16 protein-coding genes are annotated in these 22,444 nt (G+C 46.9%); all 16 read left to right on the plus strand.

The features are described from left to right. Positions 1-96 precede the first annotated feature (96 nt). The 16 genes from MHH89_RS01935 to MHH89_RS02010 all read left to right on the plus strand — a co-directional run bounded on the left by MHH89_RS01935 (position 97) and on the right by MHH89_RS02010 (position 22,434). On the plus strand, positions 97-1,161 hold the full coding sequence (locus MHH89_RS01935; RefSeq protein ID WP_341086177.1) for an SGNH/GDSL hydrolase family protein: 1,065 nt from the start codon (positions 97-99) through the stop codon (positions 1,159-1,161). 16 nt (positions 1,162-1,177) lie between these two features. Further along, complete coding sequence (locus MHH89_RS01940; RefSeq protein ID WP_076309867.1) at positions 1,178-2,731, plus strand: extracellular solute-binding protein; 1,554 nt, start codon at positions 1,178-1,180, stop codon at positions 2,729-2,731. Between the two features lie 74 nt (positions 2,732-2,805). Beyond that, positions 2,806-7,059 (plus strand): alpha/beta hydrolase fold domain-containing protein, encoded by a 4,254-nt coding sequence (locus MHH89_RS01945; protein WP_312150991.1) that lies wholly within the window; start codon positions 2,806-2,808, stop codon positions 7,057-7,059. Between the two features lie 103 nt (positions 7,060-7,162). Beyond that, positions 7,163-7,369 carry a tautomerase family protein gene (locus MHH89_RS01950; RefSeq protein ID WP_076218078.1) on the plus strand — a complete coding sequence of 69 codons (207 nt, stop codon included), beginning with the start codon at positions 7,163-7,165 and terminating at the stop codon, positions 7,367-7,369. Then, on the plus strand, positions 7,359-8,315 hold the full coding sequence (locus MHH89_RS01955) for an ABC transporter permease (protein WP_076309869.1): 957 nt from the start codon (positions 7,359-7,361) through the stop codon (positions 8,313-8,315). Before MHH89_RS01950 ends, MHH89_RS01955 begins: the two co-directional genes overlap by 11 nt. Positions 8,316-8,336: 21 nt before the next feature. Next, the gene (locus MHH89_RS01960; RefSeq protein ID WP_139329962.1) at positions 8,337-9,221 is read left to right on the plus strand and encodes a carbohydrate ABC transporter permease; all 885 of its coding nucleotides are present in this window, start codon (positions 8,337-8,339) and stop codon (positions 9,219-9,221) included. 64 nt (positions 9,222-9,285) lie between these two features. Next, positions 9,286-10,317 (plus strand): response regulator transcription factor, encoded by a 1,032-nt coding sequence (locus MHH89_RS01965; RefSeq protein ID WP_341086181.1) that lies wholly within the window; start codon positions 9,286-9,288, stop codon positions 10,315-10,317. Further along, positions 10,317-12,113, plus strand: coding sequence for a sensor histidine kinase (locus MHH89_RS01970; protein ID WP_076130133.1), 1,797 nt, complete (start codon positions 10,317-10,319; stop codon positions 12,111-12,113). The genes MHH89_RS01965 and MHH89_RS01970 overlap by 1 nt, the downstream gene beginning before the upstream one ends. Before the next feature lie 47 nt (positions 12,114-12,160). Then, positions 12,161-12,922 carry an SDR family NAD(P)-dependent oxidoreductase gene (locus tag MHH89_RS01975; protein ID WP_076186672.1) on the plus strand — a complete coding sequence of 254 codons (762 nt, stop codon included), beginning with the start codon at positions 12,161-12,163 and terminating at the stop codon, positions 12,920-12,922. Next, complete coding sequence (locus tag MHH89_RS01980) at positions 12,919-14,997, plus strand: heparinase II/III domain-containing protein (protein ID WP_076309870.1); 2,079 nt, start codon at positions 12,919-12,921, stop codon at positions 14,995-14,997. The genes MHH89_RS01975 and MHH89_RS01980 overlap by 4 nt, the downstream gene beginning before the upstream one ends. 2 nt (positions 14,998-14,999) lie before the next feature. Further along, positions 15,000-17,294, plus strand: a complete 2,295-nt coding sequence (locus tag MHH89_RS01985) for a DUF4962 domain-containing protein (RefSeq protein ID WP_341086183.1) — start codon at positions 15,000-15,002, stop codon at positions 17,292-17,294. Positions 17,295-17,351: 57 nt separating this feature from the next. After that, positions 17,352-18,908: an extracellular solute-binding protein gene (locus MHH89_RS01990; protein ID WP_076309872.1), complete on the plus strand. Its 1,557-nt coding sequence runs from the start codon at positions 17,352-17,354 to the stop codon at positions 18,906-18,908. A gap of 161 nt (positions 18,909-19,069) precedes the next feature. Next, positions 19,070-19,468 (plus strand): hypothetical protein, encoded by a 399-nt coding sequence (locus MHH89_RS01995; RefSeq protein WP_076218084.1) that lies wholly within the window; start codon positions 19,070-19,072, stop codon positions 19,466-19,468. Positions 19,469-19,611: 143 nt separating this feature from the next. Beyond that, on the plus strand, positions 19,612-20,784 hold the full coding sequence (locus MHH89_RS02000) for a serine hydrolase domain-containing protein (RefSeq protein ID WP_076280250.1): 1,173 nt from the start codon (positions 19,612-19,614) through the stop codon (positions 20,782-20,784). A 49-nt stretch (positions 20,785-20,833) separates the two neighbouring features. After that, on the plus strand, positions 20,834-21,655 hold the full coding sequence (locus MHH89_RS02005; protein ID WP_076191374.1) for an ABC transporter permease: 822 nt from the start codon (positions 20,834-20,836) through the stop codon (positions 21,653-21,655). Then, a complete protein-coding gene (locus tag MHH89_RS02010) occupies positions 21,652-22,434 on the plus strand; it encodes an ABC transporter permease (RefSeq protein WP_036689373.1) in 783 nt (260 codons plus the stop codon). The genes MHH89_RS02005 and MHH89_RS02010 overlap by 4 nt, the downstream gene beginning before the upstream one ends. Positions 22,435-22,444: the final 10 nt, after the last annotated feature.

The raw sequence follows: 22,444 nt of genomic DNA on the forward strand, positions 1-22,444 counted from the left end.
TTGTTGACTATGCTTTTGTTGTTATTATATGATGCAATAGAAGTCAGATATGAGTTAACGCGAACTCGATTTTATTAAGGTGGTGTAGCTGCAAAGATGGAAAAGGAAGGCGTTTATTTTCACAATGTTTCGGAGCTGGTTCATAAACCCTATCAATCTGGATTGCATCTCCAGCGTTTTCCACAGCATGTGCGCAATGGCTTGTCAGAGAAAGGAAGAACCAAAGCTATACAATCGAACGGCTGCGAATTGCGGTTTGTCACCGAATCCAAGCATGTTAGGGTCACTGTCGGATCGAATGATAGTAACGGCCGCGTTGTGGTATGCAGAGGGGATTTTTTTCATTCTCAGCATTTTCTGCAGGCGGGTACGGTAACCACTCTGCACTTGGAGGAGCCGGAACGTTTTACAGAGGTATCAAGTAAGCGGCTGAATCAGTCTGGATTTTCCTCTAACGTATGGCGTTTGCATTTTGATCGTTTCGGAGCTGTTTTCTACGATGTGGATGCTTTTGGTTGTGAAGTACGTGCGCCTAGACCGGAAGAGGTACCGAAGCTTACGATGCTCGCCTATGGATCTTCCATCAGCCAGAGCGCGGGATCCACGCATCATTTCAATGGTTACTTACAGCAGACAGCGCGCAGACTTGGTGTGGATGTGCTAAATCTTGCGCTTAGCGGATCTTGTTATTGCGAGGACGTAGTTGCCGATCATCTGGCTGAACGTGAGGATTGGGATTTTCTGTTTCTGGAACTTGGTGTCAATATGCGTGCTGTAGTGTCTCCAGAGGAATTCAAGCGTAGAGTGTCTTACATGCTGGACCGGGTTATCAAAAATCATCCTGACAAACCTGTGTTCGTTACTACGATTTATCCGAATCGTGCAACGTATTTTCTTGATACAGGCCATCTTCTTCATGTCCAAGAGGCGGTTTTTAACGAAGTGCTGCTTCGTTACTATGAGAGCAATAAACATCCACAACTACATCTGCTGGATGGCGCATCAGTCATGCGCGATCTAACCTCGCTGACCTCCGATCTTATTCATCCTTCCGATTATGGACACACGCTAATGAGCGAGCATTTAGCAAAGCTGTTGCGGCCCATGACCGAACCCCTCCGAACTTCTAGTCATTCTACCGAAGTGTCCCCAATTTTATAATAGGGAGTTGATGGAAATGAAGCGTTGGATGCTTACCATGGTGGGAGTTTCATTATTAGCCGCCTCTATGAATGGATGTTCCTCTTCTAATAAGGGAGGAGAAGAACAAGCAGGGGAGAGTCCGGAAAAAACCACTGCTTTCTCCATATCGTTCCGGAGCGGAAACATTTCGTATGCAGACAATCATCCGAATATCAATGATGACAAATGGGTCAAAAAGCTGGAGGAACTTACAAATACAGATCTTAACATCCGTTTGATGCAGCAGAAAAATTTTGATTCGCAAATGATTCAAATGTTCGCGATCAACGACATTCCGGATGTCGTGCAAGCAAGCTCTGGGCTGACGAACCCTCAGTTGGCAGGTTCCGTGGAGGCCGGAGTATTCATGCCCCTAAATGAATTGCTTGAGCAGTATGGGCAGGATCTTCTCAAGAAAGTCCCGAAGGAGGCATGGGAGAAGGAGACCGATGCGAAAGGTAATATCTATGCGATTCCGGAATGGCTGTCCAATCCGTCACGCCGGGCAACTTGGATTCGTGCGGATCTTTTGGAACAAACAGGGCTGCCAGAGCCTAAAACAGTAGATGACTTCCTGAATGTCATGCGTGCTTTTAAGAAGCTGGGTGTGGAGAATCCTTATATGGGCCGGGAGGACTTTGTATATTCGGATATGTTCTTCGGATCTTACGATACCTTTGCTAATTTCTTTATGAAACAAGGGGATCAAATTGTCCCGAAATTTATGAATATCGAAAATATGCAAAAGACGATCCAAACGTACAAGACAATGTTCGACGAAGGACTGATCAACAAGGAATTCGTCACAATTAATCCCACGAAATTTAAGAACGATATTCTTGCAGGCAAGGCGGGCATCTGGAACATGAATGCGAACCTGTTGATCCAATGGGATCAGCAGCTAAGAGAACAGGTGCCTACTGGTAAAATGAAGCTGATCGCCTCGCCCACAGGGCCAGACGGTAAGGGGGGACTTCGTCTTGTCGGTACGGTGCCGCGAGCGTATTTAATTAACAAGAATGCGAAAGACCCTGCCGGGATCGTCAAGTTTTTCAACTGGATGGTTAGTGACGAAGCGGAGAAGTTTTTTACCTTCGGAATTGAAGGGGAAAACTACACTGTAGAGAACGGAAATATTAACTATAACAGACCGAAAACAGCTGATGAAGTTGATGAAGAAACGTTCCGTCAAATCCTGCTGTGGTTCGTACAGGATACTACCTACAATAAAGGTGCGCTTAGTCTCACACCCGAAGGAAAAGATTTGATGAAGCTCTACGACACAGTACTTGCGAATGAGGGACGCGACGGGATTCAATTTGAACCGCAAGTAAAAGGCTATCAGAAAAACCCGGACATCACCCCAGGTGGAGATAAATTGCCACCAGTTATATTGACGCATGTGATCAATATGGTATACGGAAAAAAGCCGATTTCCGACTATCCGAAGGTGGTGGAGGAATGGCTGCAGAAAGGGGGAAGTGACGTCGTCAAGGAAGCAACAGAACGTTATAACAATAACGACGGTGTGATTTTGTCCCGACATTAATAAGCTGCATCTCACAAGAGGTTTGAACTCCATAATGCTTGTGATTACCTATACCATGTCAGGGAGGAATTCATTTGAGAAACGGACTATATAGGAAAGCTTTTCGAGTGGGCATTAGAGTACTGTTGGCTTTGGCTTTGTTATATTCGCCTTTGGAAATGCAAGCGCTTACTGTAGTTTATGCAGACGGAATAACCGATGACTATGTTACGCTCTACGAGGAAAACTTCGATGACCCTGACAATTTTGGATCTACCGGTGGTATTGCCATTCCGGGGCCTTGGCTGCAGGAAGGCGAAGGAAACAGTATGGCGAAAACTTCGGTTTCGTCCACGGCCCCGTCCGTACCGAATCTGGTGAAAATCGATGGCAAGGATGCATTGGCGCTGCCAGTGAATTCGACGGGGTACCGCAATCTTCAATTGAGTTATTATACACGGGCATCCTCCTACATCGGAGGAAGCGTCATTCTAGAATGGTCAAGTGACGGAGGGATAAATTGGACAACGCTGGAGGAATTTAAGCTGCCCCCAGGAACGCTGGAACAAAAGAACAGTGAGCCGAACCAACTCAAAGTCCAAAACTTGGGCAGCGGAGCTGACAACAACCCGAACGTCAAAATCCGGGTTCGTGTGGGGGAGCTTATGAGCGCGAATATGTACATCGATAGTGTCGCCCTCAAAGCTCAAGCGATTCCCGGAATACCACCCGCAGAGACACCGGTGCCAATCCCTACACCGGCTGAACCTAAGCCGTTTGTGGTTCCTGAAGGCGTTAAGCTGTATGAAGATGTGCGGATTGGGAATGCTGGAACGCGGCCGATTTATACTTCGATTGCCGTACCCAAGATCCTGCCTCAAGCACCCGTGCCAGTGATGGTATACATTCATGGCGGAGGTTGGAATCACGGAGACCGGAAGCAAGCCCTTGCCAGTATCTGCAACTATGTAACCAAGCGAGGATATATCGGAGTATCGCTGGATTACCGCTTAACCCCGGAAGCGCCATTCCCGGCGCAAATTCAGGATGTGAAGCTTGCTATTCGTTACTTGCGCGCGCATGCGGCAGAATACCATCTGGACCCGAGTCGGATCGGTGTATGGGGTTCGTCGTCAGGGGGGCATCTGGCCTCACTGCTCGGTACGACTGGGAAAATTAAGTCAGGCGAGACAATCACATTGGATACAGGACATACCGTAAATGTTCCGGATTTGGCAGGGAATGGCGGTTGGCAGCAATATTCTGATCAAGTGCAAGCCGTTGTCGATCTCTACGGTCCAGCGGATTTTACAACAAACTTCGCTAATAGCTATAAATCAGTGAAAGCGCTTTTAGGCGGGAACGACGCGTTCTCTGTGCCAGACCAGGCAAGGTTGGCCATGCCTGGCACTTATGCGTCACCGGACGATCCGCCTTTTTTCATCCGCCATGGGGATGTGGATGCAACGATCCCATACACGGACAGCATTACGTTCTCCAATCAATTGAAGGATGCAGGCGTGAAAGTGGTCGATGTAAAAATTGTACCTAAACAAGGTCACGGTTTTATAGGCGAAGCGGCTGAGCAAGCAAGCGCCGAGGCTTGGGCTTTTATGGATCAATATGTAAAGAATCGAATGGCAACAACACCTGATGATGAGGTTGTATATCGCGATCTAGCCAGTCTGGCACCGAGCGACGATGCAGTCATCGACAGCAGCAAGCCCACTGTAAACTTCAATAGCGCGACGGGCAGCAGCAATGGATTGTTCAGTATTTCTTCTGGCGCCGAGAACAAGAAATATGTGTATTTTAAATTTGATGTCTCTTCATATAGCAATCCTGTAAACAGGTACATTTTTAATGTTGCTGCCAAAAAGGGTTCATCCAATGCGGACCTCGAACTTTCGTTATTCGGCCTAAAGGATATAAATTGGACTGAATCGGAGCTGACTTGGAGCAATGCGCCTGTCACAGATCTGACCATTGCTTCGTTAAGTGGGAAATTTACCGTAACGGCAGACAAATCAGGAGCTCCACAGGTTTACAGCATCGATGTGTCCGAGTTTGTCAGAGAAAGATTGTCCGCATCGGGCGGTAATATCGCTTTTCTGCTTGGTGATGCGGCAAGCACTGGAATTTCCCTCAATGTCTATTCGAAAGAAGCTAATGGCAACAGCAACCCCCGTCCACAGCTTGTTGTTCAAGAAGCGGTTGCACCTTCAAGCGACCATGAGAAACCTTCCTGGCCGGATGGAAGTTCTCTGAAAGCTGTCAATATAGGTACAGAGTTCATTCAACTTTCATGGCCGGCCGCCAGCGATAATCAAGGTATCGGCTCCTATCGCGTATACCGGGATAACACCCTGTTATCCAATGTTACCGGTGCAATGTATACAGCCGTTGGGCTTAGCCCTAGCACGGCGTACAGCTTTAAGGTTGAAGCGGTGGATCAGTCGGGCAATACATCCGTACCGCTTTCTTTTACGTGGTCAACGCTTACAGAACCCATCATTCCTTACGCGATTGCAAACGTGACAGCCAGCGACAGCGATGGCAATATCGCAACGAATACCATCGATAATAACTTGTTCACCCGTTGGTCCGCCGCAGGTAACAGCCCGTGGGTCCAATACGATTTAGGCGAACGGAAGCAGATCAGTTATTTAGGTATTGCCGTTTATAAAGGTGACACGCGTACGGCTCAATTGAGTATCGAAACTTCAAATGACGGTTTGGCTTGGACTACCATATGGACTGGTGCAAGCATGTACAGAACCATAGAGATGCAACCTTTTGATCTTCCTGACACAGAAGCCAGATATGTGCGGATCGTGGGTCTTGGAAATTCTGATGGCAGCGCGTTTACAAGTTTATCGGAGGTAAACATCTATGCGCCGTTCGCAAATGGCGATACACCTGTAGCCAGCATCCCGAACTACACACCTAATCCCCCCCGGGAACCGATCCCATTCACAGCTCCCGGATTAACCGAACCTGAGGGTACGGTGCATCCGGTTCATTCCTCACCTACTACCACTGGGCGCATCTTGAACGTGCTGGACTATAATGCTGATCTCGCCGATAACGACACAGATGACGGTATTGCTATTCAAGCTGCCATAAACAGTGCTGAGCCCGGCGATGAGGTCTATTTGCCGTCTGGGGTTTATAATTTGAACTCAACATTGGATACTCTTGTCAATTTGAAGCTCAAGTCAGGAGTAAACCTTCGCGGTGAGGATCAATCAACAACCATCCTCAAGACATCTCTCAATAAGGTAAAAAACAGCGCCCTGATGAAAGTATCCGGACAGCATGATCTGTCCATAACTAATCTCACATTGACTTCTACATGGAACGGTGTCTACACGACGGATCACAAAGTGAACAACCCGGACGCCGGTGGTCCCGACAGCATGATTACCATCGCAAATTTTGGTGAGGTTCCGTCATACAACGTCACGGTTGATGGAGTTACTGTAGAGAAGTATTCACGTATGGGTGTGCGTATCGACAACAGCCGTGATATCGTCGTACGCCGCAGCACGTTCCGAAATGCGACAGATGTAGGTCCGGGCGGTGCTGGCTATGGTGTGTCGATTCAGGGCATGGCCAAGCAGGATCGCAACGGGTATGAGAACGACACGGTTTGGAATGTTGTGGAGGACTCCCATTTCGAAGGCCCTTATTTGCGGCATGGGGCGCTGATCCAATTTGTTGCCCATAACAATGTCCTGCGAAACAATCAGTTTATGAATACAAAGCTGGATGCCATCGATCTGCACGGAGAACTCGAATATTTGAACGAGATATACGGCAATGTGATTAGCGATATTCCCTACGGCGCGGCGATCGGACTGGGAAACACCGGGGGTACAGCACCCAGCAATCACAGTAAGTCAGGACCGCGTAACTATATCCATGACAATACGATTCGTAATACAAGAGAAGGAATCAATGTAACTATGGGCACCCCGGATACAGTCATTGAGCGAAATGTGATTGAGAATACAACGCATATAGAGAACGCCAAGGGCATTCAGATTTTGAACGGGCCAGGTACTATCATTAAGGAGAATATCATTCGCAACAACACCGCGTCGAATTATTGGGCTGTATCCCTTGAGCATGATCCCGGCGACAGCAAAGCAAATGATATCGGAGCGGGCGACCCGCAGGACGTTCAATTGATCGCAAATTCGCTGATTGGCAATACGAACGGTATTCGACTTCTTGCTGGAAAAGGGATCATCCTGCAGGGGAATCTTATTGACAGTATAAGTTGCAATTATTTCAAAAATGATCATGTAGTAGTAGAGGGTTGGCCGTTACCGATTATACCCTAAAGAAAACACAAGCTCACTCATAGAAACTCCATATTGCAAGCGCTTTATTGTAGGTAGAATGAGGTTAGATTCATTCACTATTTAAGGAAATGGAGGAAAGCCGATGCCACATATTGAGATTAGGATGTACGAAGGCCGAACGAGTGAGCAGAAGGAGGAGATAGTCACCGTATTCACGCGGGAGTTATCCCGAATTATTGAACGGGAGGAACGATTTATTACCGTCGAATTTCTAGAAATTCCCCTGGATGAGAATGCTCCGGCGAACCTGCTGAAAACAGGACCTATAGGAAACGGTTATGAAAGCTAAGTTAACTGGGGTTGACCTTATTAACTACAAAGCCGACACGAAAAGGTCCTTGCTTTTAAACATGTGGAAATTCAGAGCACTCTATGTGATTGCGATTCCCGGGATCTTGTATTTTATTATTTTCAAGTACTTGCCGTTGGCTGGTTCAGTTATTGCGTTTCAGAACTACAATATTTTTAAAGGCTTTACAGGCAGTGAATGGGTGGGACTCGAGCACTTTAGGACGATGTTCCAATACCAGGATTTCGGAAGAATCTTGAGCAATACAATTCTGCTAGGCTTGTATGATCTTATATTCGCCTTTCCGGCTCCAATATTGCTTGCGCTTCTGCTGAATGAAATTCGGCTTGTGTTTTACAAACGGTTTTTGCAAACGGTGGTTTATATGCCCCATTTCCTATCTTGGGTAATTGTCAGCGGTATCGCCTTGGGTATCCTCTCCCCAGGAACAGGGATTGTGAATCAGGCTTTACAAGCTTTCGGCTTTGAATCGATTTATTTTCTTGGTGAAAATTCATACATTCGCACGATTTTGATCAGTTCCGGTATCTGGAGGGATTCCGGGTACGGTACGATCATTTATCTGGCCGCGTTGGCAGGAATAAACCCAGATCTTTATGAGGCTGCTGAAGTAGACGGAGCCGGGCGCTGGAAACAAACCTTAGCCATTACACTGCCGTCTCTTATACCGACGATTATGATTTTGTTCCTTCTCCATATCGGGAGATTTCTTGATCTTGGCTTCGAGCGGGTATGGGTATTCCTGAACGCGCTTAATACCGGGAACGGGGAGATTCTGGACACTTATATCTATAAGGCGGGGCTGCTGTCTCAGCAATACAGCTATACAACAGCAGTGGGGCTATTCAAGTCGGTAGTTGGACTCATTCTGGTGCTCATCGGCAACATTTTGAGCAAAAAAACAACCGGTGAATCGCTGTATTAATCGCTCTTTATGGAGGTAGGGATGATGAGAGTACGCTATACTCGCGGCCAGAATCTATTTAATGTGTTCAATCTTTTGTTTCTGACCGCTCTCGCTTTGGCTATGTTTCTGCCGTTTCTGAATGTGATTGCCCAGTCCTTTAGCAGCTCTGAAGCAATTATTAATGGCAGGGTAGGCTTGCTGCCAAAGGAATTTACCGCGATCAATTATCAGTACGTTTTCAGCGATCATTCCATTTGGCGGGCGTTCGGTGTTTCCGTCTATATTACGGTACTGGGCACCGCCATTAATCTGATTGCGACAGCTTCTCTCGCTTATCCGGTGTCGCGGCCGGAATTCGTAGGACGTAAATACATCGTCATGATGGTATTGTTCACTATGGTATTCAGTGCCCCTCTTATTCCAAACTTTATCCTGATCAAAAATTTGGGGCTTATGAACTCCTTATGGGCACTTATGATTCCGGGGGCCATCAGCGCATTTAACTTTTTCGTGATGAGAAGCTTCTTTATGCAGCTGCCTCAGGAGCTGATAGATTCCTCCAGAATCGATGGGTGTGGCGAGCTGCGGATCATAGTCAATATGGTACTGCCGTTGTCCAAACCGGTAATGGCCTCATTGGGGATTTTTTACGCCGTCGGGCACTGGAATACGTACATGAGCGCTCTGTATTATATCAACAAGCCGTCATTATGGCCTCTGCAAGTGATGTTGAAGAAGCTCTTCGAGACGGACGATATCAGCATTGATCCGGCTTCCTCAGTTTATAGCTCTTTGGCCCACACCTCACCTGAGGGCATCAAAATGGCTGTTATCATTGTCGCTACTATTCCGATTATCATGATTTATCCGTTTCTTCAACGCCATTTCGTTAAAGGAATGATGGTCGGATCCGTCAAATCCTGATCTATCATAGTGTGGTAGAATAGGAACGCGTTAAGCGAGACGAATCGGAAGGTGGTATCCATGGATGAGATGTGTATTAATCGTAGACGACGAGCCCATGATTCGAAAGGGACTTTCTATCATGATCCAGCAATGCGGCGAGCATCTGTATAACATTAAGCTGGCCCAGAATGGCGAGGAGGCCATCCAGCTCATTATGGAGGAGCAGCCGGATTTTCTTTTTACAGATATCCGTATGCCCAAGGTAGACGGACTGGAGCTGTGCCGGCGGCTGTCGGAGATGGAGACGGATATTCAGACTGTTGTCATCTCGGGTTATGGGGATTTTGAATACGCCCGCCAATGCGTGTCCTATGGAGTGAAAGAATATCTCCTGAAACCCGTGAGCAAAGGGAACCTTCAAAATGTGATCGCCAAACTGGAAGCGCATAGAGAGAAGTTAGAGAGTTTTGTCTCTGTCGCTAAGCTCGATGAATGGGTCGTGCGTATGGATGATGCCATCTGGACCTTGGATAAAGAAAGGCTGTACCTTGTACTGAAGGAATGGGAAACTGACTTCCTCCAGCGTAAGATGAGCCGGATTCAGCAAAAAGAGCTTCTGGAAGAGGGCTATGCTTTACTCGTGAAGAAGCTGCTTGTCAATTCAGTTACACCCGGTAAAAGCCTGTTAGACTTGTCCGCAGCAGCTGGACCTGAGCAGTTATTTCACTGCTTCGCAGAAGCGTCAGCAGCTATATTGGAAGAGCTTCGTAGAAAGCGCAAGGGTAAAGCGAAGGATCCGATAGAGGAAGCTAAAGCATTTATTGAAAAGCATCTCGCCCAGGAAGTATCGCTGGAAGAAGTGGCGGAAGTGCTTGGGCTAAATGCCTCTTATTTCAGCCAGATGTTTAAGCACTCAACAGGAGAGACCTTTGTACATTACCGCATAAAACGCAGGATGGAGAAGGCCAAAAGATTACTTGCCGATGCAAGCTATCGGATCACCGATATTTCCTATGAAGTCGGGTATGCAGACCATCCTCATTTTACGAAGACGTTCAAAAAGTTCACCGGGCTGGCTCCTTCTGAGTACCGCAACCAGCTGGGGATCGATTGATGAGAAAGAGTCTGTCGAACAAGCTGTTTGCCTCCTTTCTGACCGTCATTCTTCTATCCTTGTCCATGGTTGGATTTATCTCTTATTTTCAGGCTTCGGCTGAGCTGGATAAGTCTTCTGAGAAGTCCATTGCTCAAGTCATCAGAAGTGCGTCTTATCAAACGGATCTGTATTTGCAAAATTATGAAAAGGCTAGCGATTCCATCCTGTCCTACAATCAAGTCAAGGAGTTCTTGGATATGGACCCGGAGGATAGCTTCTCCTACTATCAATATACGAATGACATTCAGAAGTATTTGTTTCGTTCTTTGTTTATTCTGTATCCCCAGATTAATCTGATGTACGTCATCGGTGAACACGGCAAGGCCATTAGCGATGATAACTCCTATCAGGCACATAGCCTGCAGTTTCATCCTCAGGAACGCTACCGTTTCTTAAGCGAACATACGCCGGAGAGCGGCCGCATCACCATTCTCAACACGAATGTGATGAATGAAGGGGATAAGAACATTATTACGATGGTCCGCCGAATCAGAGGGGTCTCTTCCTATCGTCCCAAAGGTATAGTCGCCATTGAATTCAAGGCTGAGGATCTGGCCCGTATATGGGAACCTCTTGATCTGGGACAGGGCGGGTCCTATTTTATCATGGACGAATTCGGCAAGCTCCTTTACCGGGCGGAAGGGAATAATAACCACCCTGGGTTATCTGCTGAGCACATTCAGAACGTATTTCAACACCCAAATGACTCTGTGGTGGAAAAAGTAGACGGGAAAGAGTATTTGTTCGTGTCGAGAAAATCCGAATATTCCAAATGGCAGCTTGTAGTATCCATACCCGTTGGTGAGCTGCGCAAGCCTATTTCTACCATTCGTACGACCACGCTGGTGGTGGGAGTTCTCACGCTTGTCGGCACACTGCTCCTTGCAGCCTGGTTCGGACGATCCATCACGAAGCCCATCCTGATTCTTAAGGAGGGCATGAGGGAGACGGAAAAAGGCAAGTGGCGCAGGCTTGAGATGAACGGCCGTCAGGATGAACTGGGGGGATTGATGCGCAGCTACAATCTCATGGTGACCCGGCTGTCCGAAATGATTGAGCGGGTATACGAAGCGGAGCTTACCACCCAGAAGGAGGCTCTGGAACGTCATCAAGCTGAATTCCAGGCACTCCAGCTGCAGATTAATCCGCACTATCTATATAACACATTAGAGACTATCAAATGTTATGCGGTCGTTCAGGATTCGGATGAAATCACAGAAATAGTGGAGGCCATGGCATTCATGCTTCGCTACTCCATCCAAACTAATCTGGAGGAAATTACGATTGCCAATGAGCTTAATCATGTACTGAGCTACATGACGATTCTCAAGCACCGGATCGGCAGGGAGTTCGAAATTGACGTAGTGATTCCGCCGACGCTGCTACTGGCTAAGATGGTCAGGCTTACACTTCAGCCCTTGATCGAAAATATTTTTCAGCATGCGTTTCCCGAGGGAATTGAAGACAAGCACTATATTAGAATCGACGCCAGAAAAGAGGGAGATCGTTTTCTAGTTCTTGTAGAGGATAACGGCGCAGGGATGTCCCGCGAACGGCTTGATAAGCTTCGTGAGAAGCTGAATCTGAATCAGCTGGCGGATACGGAAGGAGACTCCCTCTATCATAGAGGTGGAATCGGGCTCATGAACGTGCACCGGAGAATTCAAATGGTGTTCGGTGAACAATACGGATTAAGTGTCGAAAGCGTGGAGAATGAGGGAACCCGGTTGATCTTATCCATGCCTGCGGAGTGAGGAAAAAGATGTTTTCAGAAAAAATTACTATTAGGAGGAAATAGGCAATGAAAATTGATTTGACTGGTAAAATTGCGCTTGTTACAGGGTCCAATGCAGGGATAGGCCGACAAATCTTGGAGACTTTGGCTGCTTCCGGCGCCAAAGTGGCGGTAAACTATTTGTTCGGTTCTGCGGAGGAGACGGTGGAAGCGATCCGTCAGGCCGGAGGAGAAGCTTATGCTTTTCAGGCAGACGCAACAAGTCCTGCCCAATTGGAAAATATGGTAAAGGAAATAGAGGAGCATTTCGGCGGAACCATCGATATTCTCGTCAACAATGCAGGCGGCATGATCAATCGGGTTCCCAATACTGAAATGAACGAAGAGCATTACAACAAGGTGATGGACGTCAATTTTAAATCATGCGTGTTTGCCTGCAAAGCCGTATCCGCAGGGATGATTGCCAAGAAAAGCGGTAAAATCATCAATGTATCTTCCCTTGCGGCCCATGACGGCGGCGGACCGGGGGCTTCCATTTATGCAGCGGGCAAAGCTGCGGTATGGTCTTATACCAAGGGACTTGCCAAGGAGCTGAGTCCTCACGGGATTAATGTAAACGCTATCTCTCCTGGATTTATCGGTCAGACCGCTTTCCATGCTACCTTTACTGCGGATGCGGCAAGACAGGCAACGATTGCGAAGATTCCGCTGGGCCGGGAAGGTGCTCCACAGGATGTGAGCAATGTGGCACTCTTCCTCGCTTCAGAGCTGTCGGATTATCTGACAGGCGAAATTATTGAAATTAACGGAGGCTTGTTCATGCGATGATGAACCTTAAGGAGAAAGCAGATACTTTTTCCTGGGTTGGTCTTGAGGTGGATAAATTGAAAATGGAGCTGGATCCCTTCCGGAGAGAAGAGATTCTGCTCCCGACAGAACCTGGTGGCTGGTGGCACCAATATGTATGTCCCCAGCATCATACTGAGCTAATCTTCGATGTTATGGAGCAAGATGCGGTTGTCTTTTCTTGCCCGAAGGGCTGCAAGCTGGAAGGTGAACCCTACCGGGGAGCATGGCTGGTATACCGGCATCAGGCAATGGCGCGATACGCCCTGCAATCTGCCGTGGTATTCGCCGCAGACGGAGAAGAATTCTACAGCAGCTTAGCCCGGAAGATTCTTGTAGGTTATGCGGAGCAGTTTCCTTTGTATCCGGTTCATCCCGATGCTCAACCCTGGATGCTTAGTGGCCGTGCCTTTCATCAGGCGCTGACAGAGGCTATCTGGTCCACTACGCTTATTCGGGCCTATCTGCTGCTTGTGGATCATGGAGTAACGTTCACTGGGGAGGAAGAGGTAAAGCTGCAAGTGTTCTTCACGATGCTGGAGGAGAGTATGGAGCAATACCGCCACATCCTCATTTACGAGAAGAAGAATGCAGAGAACAATTATACCGCATGGCTGAATGCTAGCCTGGCTTGTGTATATGCCGCCAAAGGTACCAGAGAAAAGCTTGCTTCTTTGCTGGAGGGAGAAGGCGGATTCTATCATCATCTGTCCATTGGCGTGAAGCCAGATGGTTTTGAATTTGAAGGCAGCACGTACTACCATATTTTTGTATTGCGGGCTTATCTCATAGCAGCCGAGATGTACGGGCGCTTCGGGATTGACCTCTATGCTGCCAAAGGAGAACAGGGACAATCCATCCGTGGCATGTTTCAGTTGCTGGCAGAGCTTAGCGGCGATAACGGGGAGCTTCCAGCCGTGCATGATGGTCCTTATGCGCGCGTTCCTTTCGCCCGAGAAATTGCTGAAGTATTTGAAATAGGTATTGCGGTTTACCAAGACCCGAGTCTCCAGCCAATACTGGCGAATGCTTATAGATATCTATACGGGCAGGAATTAAGGACTGGTCTGGAGGCAGTGCTGTATGGAGCAGGTGAGAGTAAGGAGCTTCAGACCAGTTACAGGGTGAGAGACTCTGTCCTACTGCCGGATTCCGGATTCGCCGTGCTCCGCCACCCGGGCAATCCGCTGTCCGTGCTGGCGGATTTCGGAGAGCATGGCGGATCACATGGACATTTCGACAAGCTTCATATCACGATTATGCACCGATGGGGCGAGGTTGCTCCCGAACTGGGTATGGTTCCTTATGGATCTGTTTTGCGCAAGGAATGGTATTCCGAAACTGCGAGCCATAACACGGTCACCATCGGAGGTCGTTCCCAAGCTCCACATACCGGAAGCTGCTGTCAATTTCGCCAGGAAGGCAACGCTACGTACTTATGGATTCGTTCAGACGGCGCCTATGAAGGAGCTGTTCTAGAGCGGCATCTTGTATTGGCCGACGGTTGGCTGCTGGATTGGTTTCATGTTGAGCAAGTAACGGAGCGGAGTCAGGAAGTAGACTTATGGTTTCATCCGACGGGACATTTGCTGTTACCGTTCGACCCTCACCGTGTCCAGACGGACTCTCCGACAGTCCTTGGTCTGGAAGCTGGTTATGGCTCAGTAGAAGTACTGTCCGCAATGAAAAATGAGACGGATTGTCCGTTAAATACGGAGTGGAATATCCGTTATGATGGAGTGAGCACCTGCCGGGAGTATGAAGTATCCACGAGTACTCTACTGGCGCCCGGCTCCACTATGTATGAAATCCGCACACCGGGTAATGCCGAAGACCCGAGTAGATTGCTACGAGGTATTATGCTTCGGCACAAAGGCCCGTCGGTTGATTTTATTACGGTTTATCGGGACGGTCACGAACCTGCTGTACTGAAGCTAGTGAGTCAGGTGGGCGAACCGCCCCAAATCCAAATAGCAACAACTGGGCAAGCAGTGGTGTATTGCCTTGACCCTAAAGCGGGACTGATTCAGGAAAAGTCCCGGAATACGGAGGAGTAGAGATGTTAGAACCTTTATTTCAACCTACCAGCGGCGTACTCGACCTGTCGTATGGGCCAGATGAACATATAGATGTTGGAGAGAATCCTCCGCGGTTTACTTGGATGCCTGCTTGTCTGGAAGAGAGCATGTATGAGCTGCAGATCTCCTCAAAAACTGAATTTGAGTCTGAAGATACGTTGACCTACAGTAGAATTCCCTATAATTTGTTTACCCCGGATAAGCCGTTGGCGCCCGGCTCGTATTATTGGCGATACAGTCTTATCGGGGAGAATGATATCCGTTCCGAGTGGAGTAAAGTAAGAGCTTTTGTGGTGGAGGATGAATTGCCGCTAACGCCACTGCCTTCCCGTACAGAACGATATTCAGCTGTTTCCGCCAACCATCCGCGGCTTTGGCTTCAATCGGAGCAACTTCCGTCTTACCGGGAAGTTGTCCGCCAAGACCCGATTTCAACTGGCTGGGAAGACTTCCTGAAGCATTCCGTTCTACCCTGGACAAAGCGCGAGCTTATTCCCGAGCCTGCACCGTATCCAGATAATAAGCGTGTCGCCACACTATGGCGGCAGATGTATATGGACTGCCAGGAAGTCTTCTATGCTATCCGGCATCTTGCTATAGCTGGAGTTGTGTTAGAGGACGAGGCGCTTATCGCCAAAGCTAAAGAGTGGCTGCTTCATGCTGCAAGCTGGAACACAGATGGTACCACCAGCCGGGATTACAACGATGAATGCTCCTTTCGCATAGCCGGAGCGTTGGCATGGGGCTATGATTGGCTTCACGGCTCTCTGACGGAAGAAGAACGCCTTAAGGTAAGGCAGGCGCTACTGCGAAGAACCGGGCAGATCGCATTCCATGTCATCGAACGTTCCCGCATCCATCAAGTTCCTTATGACAGCCATGCGATCCGCTCTTTATCCTCTGTACTCGTACCCTGTTGTATTTCCATGTTGGGTGAGGAGGAGAAGGCGCAGGAATGGCTTGATTATACGCTGGAGTACTTCTCCGCCATGTATACCCCATGGGGTGGCAAAGATGGCGGGTGGGCAGAAGGTCCGATGTATTGGACCACTCAGATGGCATTCGTTACGGAGGCGCTCAATCTAATTCGCAAATACATGGCAATCAATTTCTATGACCGTCCTTTCTTTCGCAAAACAGGTGACTTTCCGCTCTATTGCTTCAGTCCGGATACCATGAGGGCCAGCTTCGGCGATCAATCGTCACTGGGAGATCCGGTCAATCTCAAAACGGGCTTCAATATCCGCCAATTCGCCGGTTTAACCGGGAATGGCCAGTACCAATGGTATTTTGAGCAAACTAAGGAACTGAACCCTGACACCCAGATGATCTTCTATAACTACGGCTGGTGGGATTTCCGGTTCGATGAGATGGTTTATCGCACAGATTATCCGCAGATTTCTTCAGAGCCACCGGTGGCTGCAGAACCTTTGAAGTGGTTTCAGGATGTGGGATGGGTGGCCATGCATCATCGGATGGAGGATCCGCAGGAACATATCATGCTGTTGACCAAGAGCAGCCGTTACGGCTCTGTGAGCCATAGCCATGGGGATCAAAACGCCTTCCTGCTGCATGCCTTCGGCGAGCCCTTGGCTATTGAAAGCGGCTATTACGTTGCATTCAACAGTACGATGCATATGCAGTGGCGCAGGCAGACCCGCTCCAAGAACGCAATTCTTATTGACGGCAAAGGCCAATATGCTGGCACGGACAAGTCGAAGAACATGGCAGCCTACGGCAAGGTGTTGAAGGCGTATAGTACGCCCGGAATCAACTACACGCAAATGGATGCCACCGAAGCCTACCGCGAGAATGTGCCCTATATCAAGCGGTATATGCGGGAAATATTTTTCTTTAATAGCGCTTACTTTGTTGTCGCAGACAGTGTCGAGCTGGAACGTCCGGGAAAATTGGATTGGCTGTTTCATACGCTGTATCCCATGAAGCTGAAGGATCAATCTTTTAAAGTACATGGTAAAAAAGCTCAGTTGGAGGGCAGATTTGTCTATAGTTCCTCGGGAGAAATGACACTCAGCCAAAGCAATCAATTTACAGATGTAGATCCGAAAGAATGGGAAGGGCTGCCCGAGCATTGGCATTTGACTGCCTCTACTCAAGAGGCCGTAAGCCATCGGATCGTTACTCTTCTGATTCCCCAAAAAGCAGGAAGCCGGGATTACGTATCGTACTTTATGGACGATCAGGACCATGGGGTTCATGTCTACTTTACGAATCAGGGAATTACCCACCGGGTTGAGATCCCAAAAGCTTATTAGTCTTAAGATATCTTCATTTTACGTATACACCCCATTGTACAAGGAGAGGGTTATATTATGAAAAAATGGATTGGCATCTGTCTGGCTATCGTAATGGGTGCTACCGTTATTGCAGGTTGCTCGAACAAGGACAAAGAAGAGACTGCCGGAGGCGCGTCAAATACGCCGCAGAAAACTGAATTCTCGATCTCGATGCGGACGCTGGCTTTTAACTATGTTGAGAAATCACCCGACTTGAATAAGGACAAATGGGTGAAAAAGCTGGAGGAGATGACAAACACAGACTTGGATATAGTGTTGGTTCCTCATAAAGAGTTCGAGCAGAAAATGGTGCAGATGTTCGCCACTAATGATATTCCGGATGTCGTTCAAGGTTCGGGCGGCGTAAATGGCAAGGAGATGGCTGGTTCTGTTGAAGCTGGTGTGTTCATGCCCTTGGATGATCTGCTGCAGCAAAACGGCCAGAACCTTTTGAAAGTAATCCCAAAGGAAGCTTGGGAGAACGTCACCTATCAAGGAAAAATTTATGCAATACCAGAGTTTCTGTCCAATCCCTCCCGCCGGGCGACTTGGATTCGCAAGGACCTGCTGGAACAAACCGGCTTGCAGGTTCCAAAAACGGTCGATGAGTACTTGACTGTGTTGCGTGCCTTCAAAAAGCTGGGGATAGAGAACCCGTACATGGGCCGCCAAGACTTCAAATATGCGGATGCTTTCTTTGGCGCTTATGATGTTTTTCCGTATCTGACTATGTTCGAGGAAGTAAACGGCCAGGTTCAGCCGAAGTTTATGGATAGCGAAAATATGATGAAGGCGTTGCAAACCTACAACACCATGTATACAGAGGGGTTGATCAACAAGGAATTTGCCACCATTAACCCGACCAACTACAAAAATGCGATTCTCTCAGGCAAAGCGGGCATGTGGACGATGAATGCCAACGAGCTTCTGCAGTGGGAGCAGCAACTGAAGGCTACGACGCCATCCGCCAAGCTGGAGATTATTCCTTCGCCAGTGGGACCTGATGGAAAAGGAGGCTCCTACTTGTACGGCTCCGCCACGCGCACTTATTTTATTAAGGAAGGTACGAAGAATGCTGCGGATATTGTGAAATTTTTTGACTGGATGCTGAGCGAAGAGGCAGAAACCTTCTTTACCTTTGGGATTAAGGACGAAACCTATAAGGAAGAGAACGGCAAAATCGTATACACTCCTCCTGCGGATTCCGCCGCTATAGATGAGGAGCGCTACCGCCAGTCATTCCTCTGGATGGTGCAGGATACTACTTATAATAAGGGTGTCCTTAACATGACAGAAGAAGGTAGAGGCTTGATCAATGTATACGATACTATTCTGGCTAACGAAGGCCGTGACGGAATTCAGTTCGATCCGCGGCTAGATGCCTTGGTGAAGAATCCAGACATTGCACCTAACTCGGACACGGCTCCTCCGGTACTGCTGACGCACATGGTAAAGATGGTATATGGCAAGGAACCTATCAGCGACTGGCCGAAGGTTGTGGAAGAGTGGCTTTCTAAGGGCGGCAACGATGTCATCAAGGAAGCTACGGAAAAATATAATAACAAAGCTGGCGTCACCATGCCTCGCAGATAAACTTATCCTCCAGGGGAGTTGGAATTCAATTAAGGGCTGCCGAGAGGTAGCCTTTTTAGTTAGGGCCAGTTTACTTTAATGTAATATCCAAAGTATGGATTATATGGTAAGTTAAATGGAGACATTCTAATGAACTATATAAAAAGAAATGGAGTGATTTCATGAAGATGCGGAATTCAAAAATTTTATATTATCTTGTCTGGATCATAGTGGGGGCGCTCTTATTACATTATGGAAACTCGCTAATTAGTCATTACACTGAAGAGGCACAAAAGAACTATCAATTAGAAAATACTGTATGGATCACGGCTATTGTTCCGTTTGTCTATGGGATCTATCTGGCGTTATTAGAAGGATTACCTAAAGCTTTTGTTGTTAATTGGCTTCTGTTGTTTATTGTGTTTCTTCCAAGTTTTCTTCTGCTTATGTATCCAACTTTAGTAATGTATTTTAACATTTCGAATATGGAGATATTCAAATTCGCAACCATACATGATGGAATAGTATTTGGTCTAGTTAGTGGAATGGCACTAGTTAAATCTCTAACGACAAACCGTTAACGAGATTACAGCATTGCTGTTACAGAATTATTGGAGCAGTATAAAATAGTTATATGTAAAATCACCCTTTCAATTATTTGGGTTTTATTGCAAGATATTTATGCATCATGTATTTTATTGAATAATAAGGGGGAGTGCGAATAATGTTATCATCCACAGAGCTTAGCAAGCTGAACGAAGTGAATTACAGGGAGGACCGTTTAGAGGTAGTTAATCATTTTTATGAGGATCTCTGTGATAAAAAAGTAGTCGATGGTTATATTTATTCTCTTAGTCGTTACGGGAAAATCTTTGCTAGTGCTGCCGGAGGTCGTTTCAGTTACGAAGAAGAAAGCACCCAGGAAATGAAAACGGATACAATTTTTCGTGTTGCTTCAATTACGAAGCTATTTACGGCGACAGCGATTTGGCAGCTTGCGGATGATGGTAAGATTTTTATGGGGCAGCCTGTGAGTTCTATTCTTCCAGAGTTTGATGCCGACCCTTTTAAGCCGATTACCATTGCACATTTACTGACTCATACCTCTGGCATCGCTCCCGATCCTGGCACTATAAGTGATACTTACTATAAAAGTGCATGGTGGTATATTTTTGAATCAGAGCTTGGAAAAGAAAACTGGATTAAAGCCGGTCTATCTAAAGGGATTCATTTTCCGGTAGGGACTCAATGGATGTATTCATCGTTTGGATACGCGATCTTGGGTGCAATTATCGAGAAAATAACGGGTGTTTTTGCAGAAAAATACATAATGGACCACATTGTAAAACCGTTAGGCATGAAAGATACCTTCTTTGATATACCAGCAGAAAAAGCTGGTAGGATCGCCATTCGTTCGGAAAGGGCTAAGGAATATCTTCAGAAGCTGCAAAACGGGGAAATTACGGACGCGGGACATAGGTCTGAGGAAGAAATCAACGTTCCCGAAACTGGTGGTGGTTTATATTCCACAGTTGCTGATCTGCAAAAGTTCGGAATTATGCTGCTTAATCAAGGGGAATACGAAGGGGGTCATATCTTAAGCCGTATGGCGGTACAAAGAATGACCAAGCGGTTTAATTCTGAGAAAATCCCAAACTATGCATGGGGAGATGCAGGAGCGGATCGACCATACGGACTTGGACCAGACCTTCGCTATAATGTGAGTACTTCTTACTCTGAAGGCACTTTTTTTCACGAAGGGGCTGGGGCCTGTGCCTTATTCGTTGACCCGGTTGAAAAGCTGATTGCCGTTTGGTATCTTCCTTTTCACAAAGGGGTATGGGACGGTAGAGCGGTATTTGGCACCCACAATGTGATCTGGTCCGGACTCGAATAAGAAAAAGACTTTTTTTATGTGATATCTATAGATAGGCAGGATGTGACTTATGTTTGAGATGATAAAGCACCGCTTTCGCATTATGAGGGCGGTTGCTTTTGTTACTTATAAGGAATGGAGTGCGTACAGGACGCATTCGATGGTTTCTATTTTTGTAGGCCCAGTGTACTTTTTAGTGCAGTATTATATATGGAGTGCTGTTTATAGCGGGGAATCTTACATCAACGGGATGTCTCTCTCCCAAATGCTTTCCTATTTTTGTGCTACGATGTTGATCAACTATTTGACGATGGATTTTGCCGATTGGAATTTACAAATGCTTATTCGTACCGGGAAATTCATTACGTTTTCGTTAAGACCGCTAAATCATATGTTCTTTGCTTTGTCTCAGAAGGCAGGGCATAGGGTACTTGGGCTTTTATTTGAATTTTTACCCTGCTTTATGATCTTTTTCTTTATTTTTCATATTGATGTCTTACCCGCAAATTTACTATACGCGATTCTTTCGATAGCTATGGCGTTTATGATGAATTTTTTCATTCATTATAGTATTGGAATGGTCGCCTTTTGGATGGTGCAATCCTCTAGTATTCGTAATTTTTTTAATCTTTGCGAAGGGATATTTTCAGGATCGCTGATTCCATTAGTATTTTTCCCAAAATCCTTACAAATGGCGTCCTTTTTCTTACCCTTTCAATACACGGCCTTTCTTCCTGCAATGGTCTATACAGGTAGCTATACTTTAGCGGATATAACCTTACCTATTCCTCAAGTGTTATTGCTGCAGCTCATAGCGGTAATTATTGCCGGAGTTGTCTGCCGGGTGCTGTATGCGGTGTCGCTTAAGCATTTTACGGGGGTGGGCGCATGAAACGTATGTATCAAATATATAAAACCTGCATGAAGGCGAATATTGCTTCTGCTATCACTTATCGTGTTAATTTTATTCTTAATAGTCTTATCATGCTCATAGGGAATGTGCTGTTTCCTCTAGTAACGGTATTCATTTATAATTCGAATGCTTCATTTGCAGGTTGGACCTTTAAAGAGGCGCTGTTGATTCAATCCGTTTTTATTCTGTCTACGGCTTGTGCCGGGATTTTTTTTAACGGAATTATGTGGAATACGATGTCTCATGTTGTAGAAGGGACTTTGGAAGTGGTATTAATTAAACCGACCTCGAGCCTTTTTCTGCTGTTGGCCAGATCTTTTGAGTTCGAAAGTATCGGGCTTTTAGGCGGAGGAGTAATCATGTTCGTATACGCACTTAGCGGAATCGATGGGATGACCATCGGCTCTTGGTTATTGTTCCTGTTGTTGTTTGGCGCAGGGCTGCTTGTTATGTTCGGCGTGGCGCTTATTGTGGCAGCGATTTCCTTCAAATGGGTAGCGAATTCCCGCTTGCCGGAGATGTTTGAGAGCATTAAGTCTTTTGGACGTTATCCAGGGACGATTTTTCCTAAAGCAGTCGTAGCCGTGAGTTCTTTTCTGTTTCCGGTTTCCATGATTGCTTACTTTCCAGCATCTACACTGATTGGCCGATGGGAACCCTATTTTTTTATAGCGATTATCCCTTGTGTGTTATTTGCTGCCTTCGGAATTTGGCTCTATACATACATGCTTCGCAGTTACAAAAGCGCTGGAGGATAAAAGATTAGTT

Origin of the sequence: Paenibacillus sp. FSL H7-0323, assembly GCF_038002725.1 — a bacterium.
GTDB classification, from domain to species: Bacteria; Bacillota; Bacilli; order Paenibacillales; family Paenibacillaceae; genus Paenibacillus_AQ; species Paenibacillus_AQ odorifer.

What these genes read in the sequence shown, in the direction of transcription:
- MHH89_RS02000 (WP_076280250.1), top strand. Translation starts at nt 19,612, where the DNA reads ATGTTATCATCCACAGAGCTTAGCAAGCTGAACGAAGTGAATTACAGG.
- MHH89_RS02005 (WP_076191374.1), top strand. Translation starts at nt 20,834, where the DNA reads ATGTTTGAGATGATAAAGCACCGCTTTCGCATTATGAGGGCGGTTGCT.
- MHH89_RS01960 (WP_139329962.1), top strand. Translation starts at nt 8,337, where the DNA reads ATGATGAGAGTACGCTATACTCGCGGCCAGAATCTATTTAATGTGTTC.
- MHH89_RS01965 (WP_341086181.1), top strand. Translation starts at nt 9,286, where the DNA reads ATGAGATGTGTATTAATCGTAGACGACGAGCCCATGATTCGAAAGGGA.
- MHH89_RS01995 (WP_076218084.1), top strand. Translation starts at nt 19,070, where the DNA reads ATGAAGATGCGGAATTCAAAAATTTTATATTATCTTGTCTGGATCATA.
- MHH89_RS01985 (WP_341086183.1), top strand. Translation starts at nt 15,000, where the DNA reads ATGTTAGAACCTTTATTTCAACCTACCAGCGGCGTACTCGACCTGTCG.
- MHH89_RS01940 (WP_076309867.1), top strand. Translation starts at nt 1,178, where the DNA reads ATGAAGCGTTGGATGCTTACCATGGTGGGAGTTTCATTATTAGCCGCC.
- MHH89_RS01980 (WP_076309870.1), top strand. Translation starts at nt 12,919, where the DNA reads ATGATGAACCTTAAGGAGAAAGCAGATACTTTTTCCTGGGTTGGTCTT.
- MHH89_RS01975 (WP_076186672.1), top strand. Translation starts at nt 12,161, where the DNA reads ATGAAAATTGATTTGACTGGTAAAATTGCGCTTGTTACAGGGTCCAAT.
- MHH89_RS02010 (WP_036689373.1), top strand. Translation starts at nt 21,652, where the DNA reads ATGAAACGTATGTATCAAATATATAAAACCTGCATGAAGGCGAATATT.
- MHH89_RS01955 (WP_076309869.1), top strand. Translation starts at nt 7,359, where the DNA reads ATGAAAGCTAAGTTAACTGGGGTTGACCTTATTAACTACAAAGCCGAC.
- MHH89_RS01935 (WP_341086177.1), top strand. Translation starts at nt 97, where the DNA reads ATGGAAAAGGAAGGCGTTTATTTTCACAATGTTTCGGAGCTGGTTCAT.
- MHH89_RS01970 (WP_076130133.1), top strand. Translation starts at nt 10,317, where the DNA reads ATGAGAAAGAGTCTGTCGAACAAGCTGTTTGCCTCCTTTCTGACCGTC.
- MHH89_RS01950 (WP_076218078.1), top strand. Translation starts at nt 7,163, where the DNA reads ATGCCACATATTGAGATTAGGATGTACGAAGGCCGAACGAGTGAGCAG.
- MHH89_RS01990 (WP_076309872.1), top strand. Translation starts at nt 17,352, where the DNA reads ATGAAAAAATGGATTGGCATCTGTCTGGCTATCGTAATGGGTGCTACC.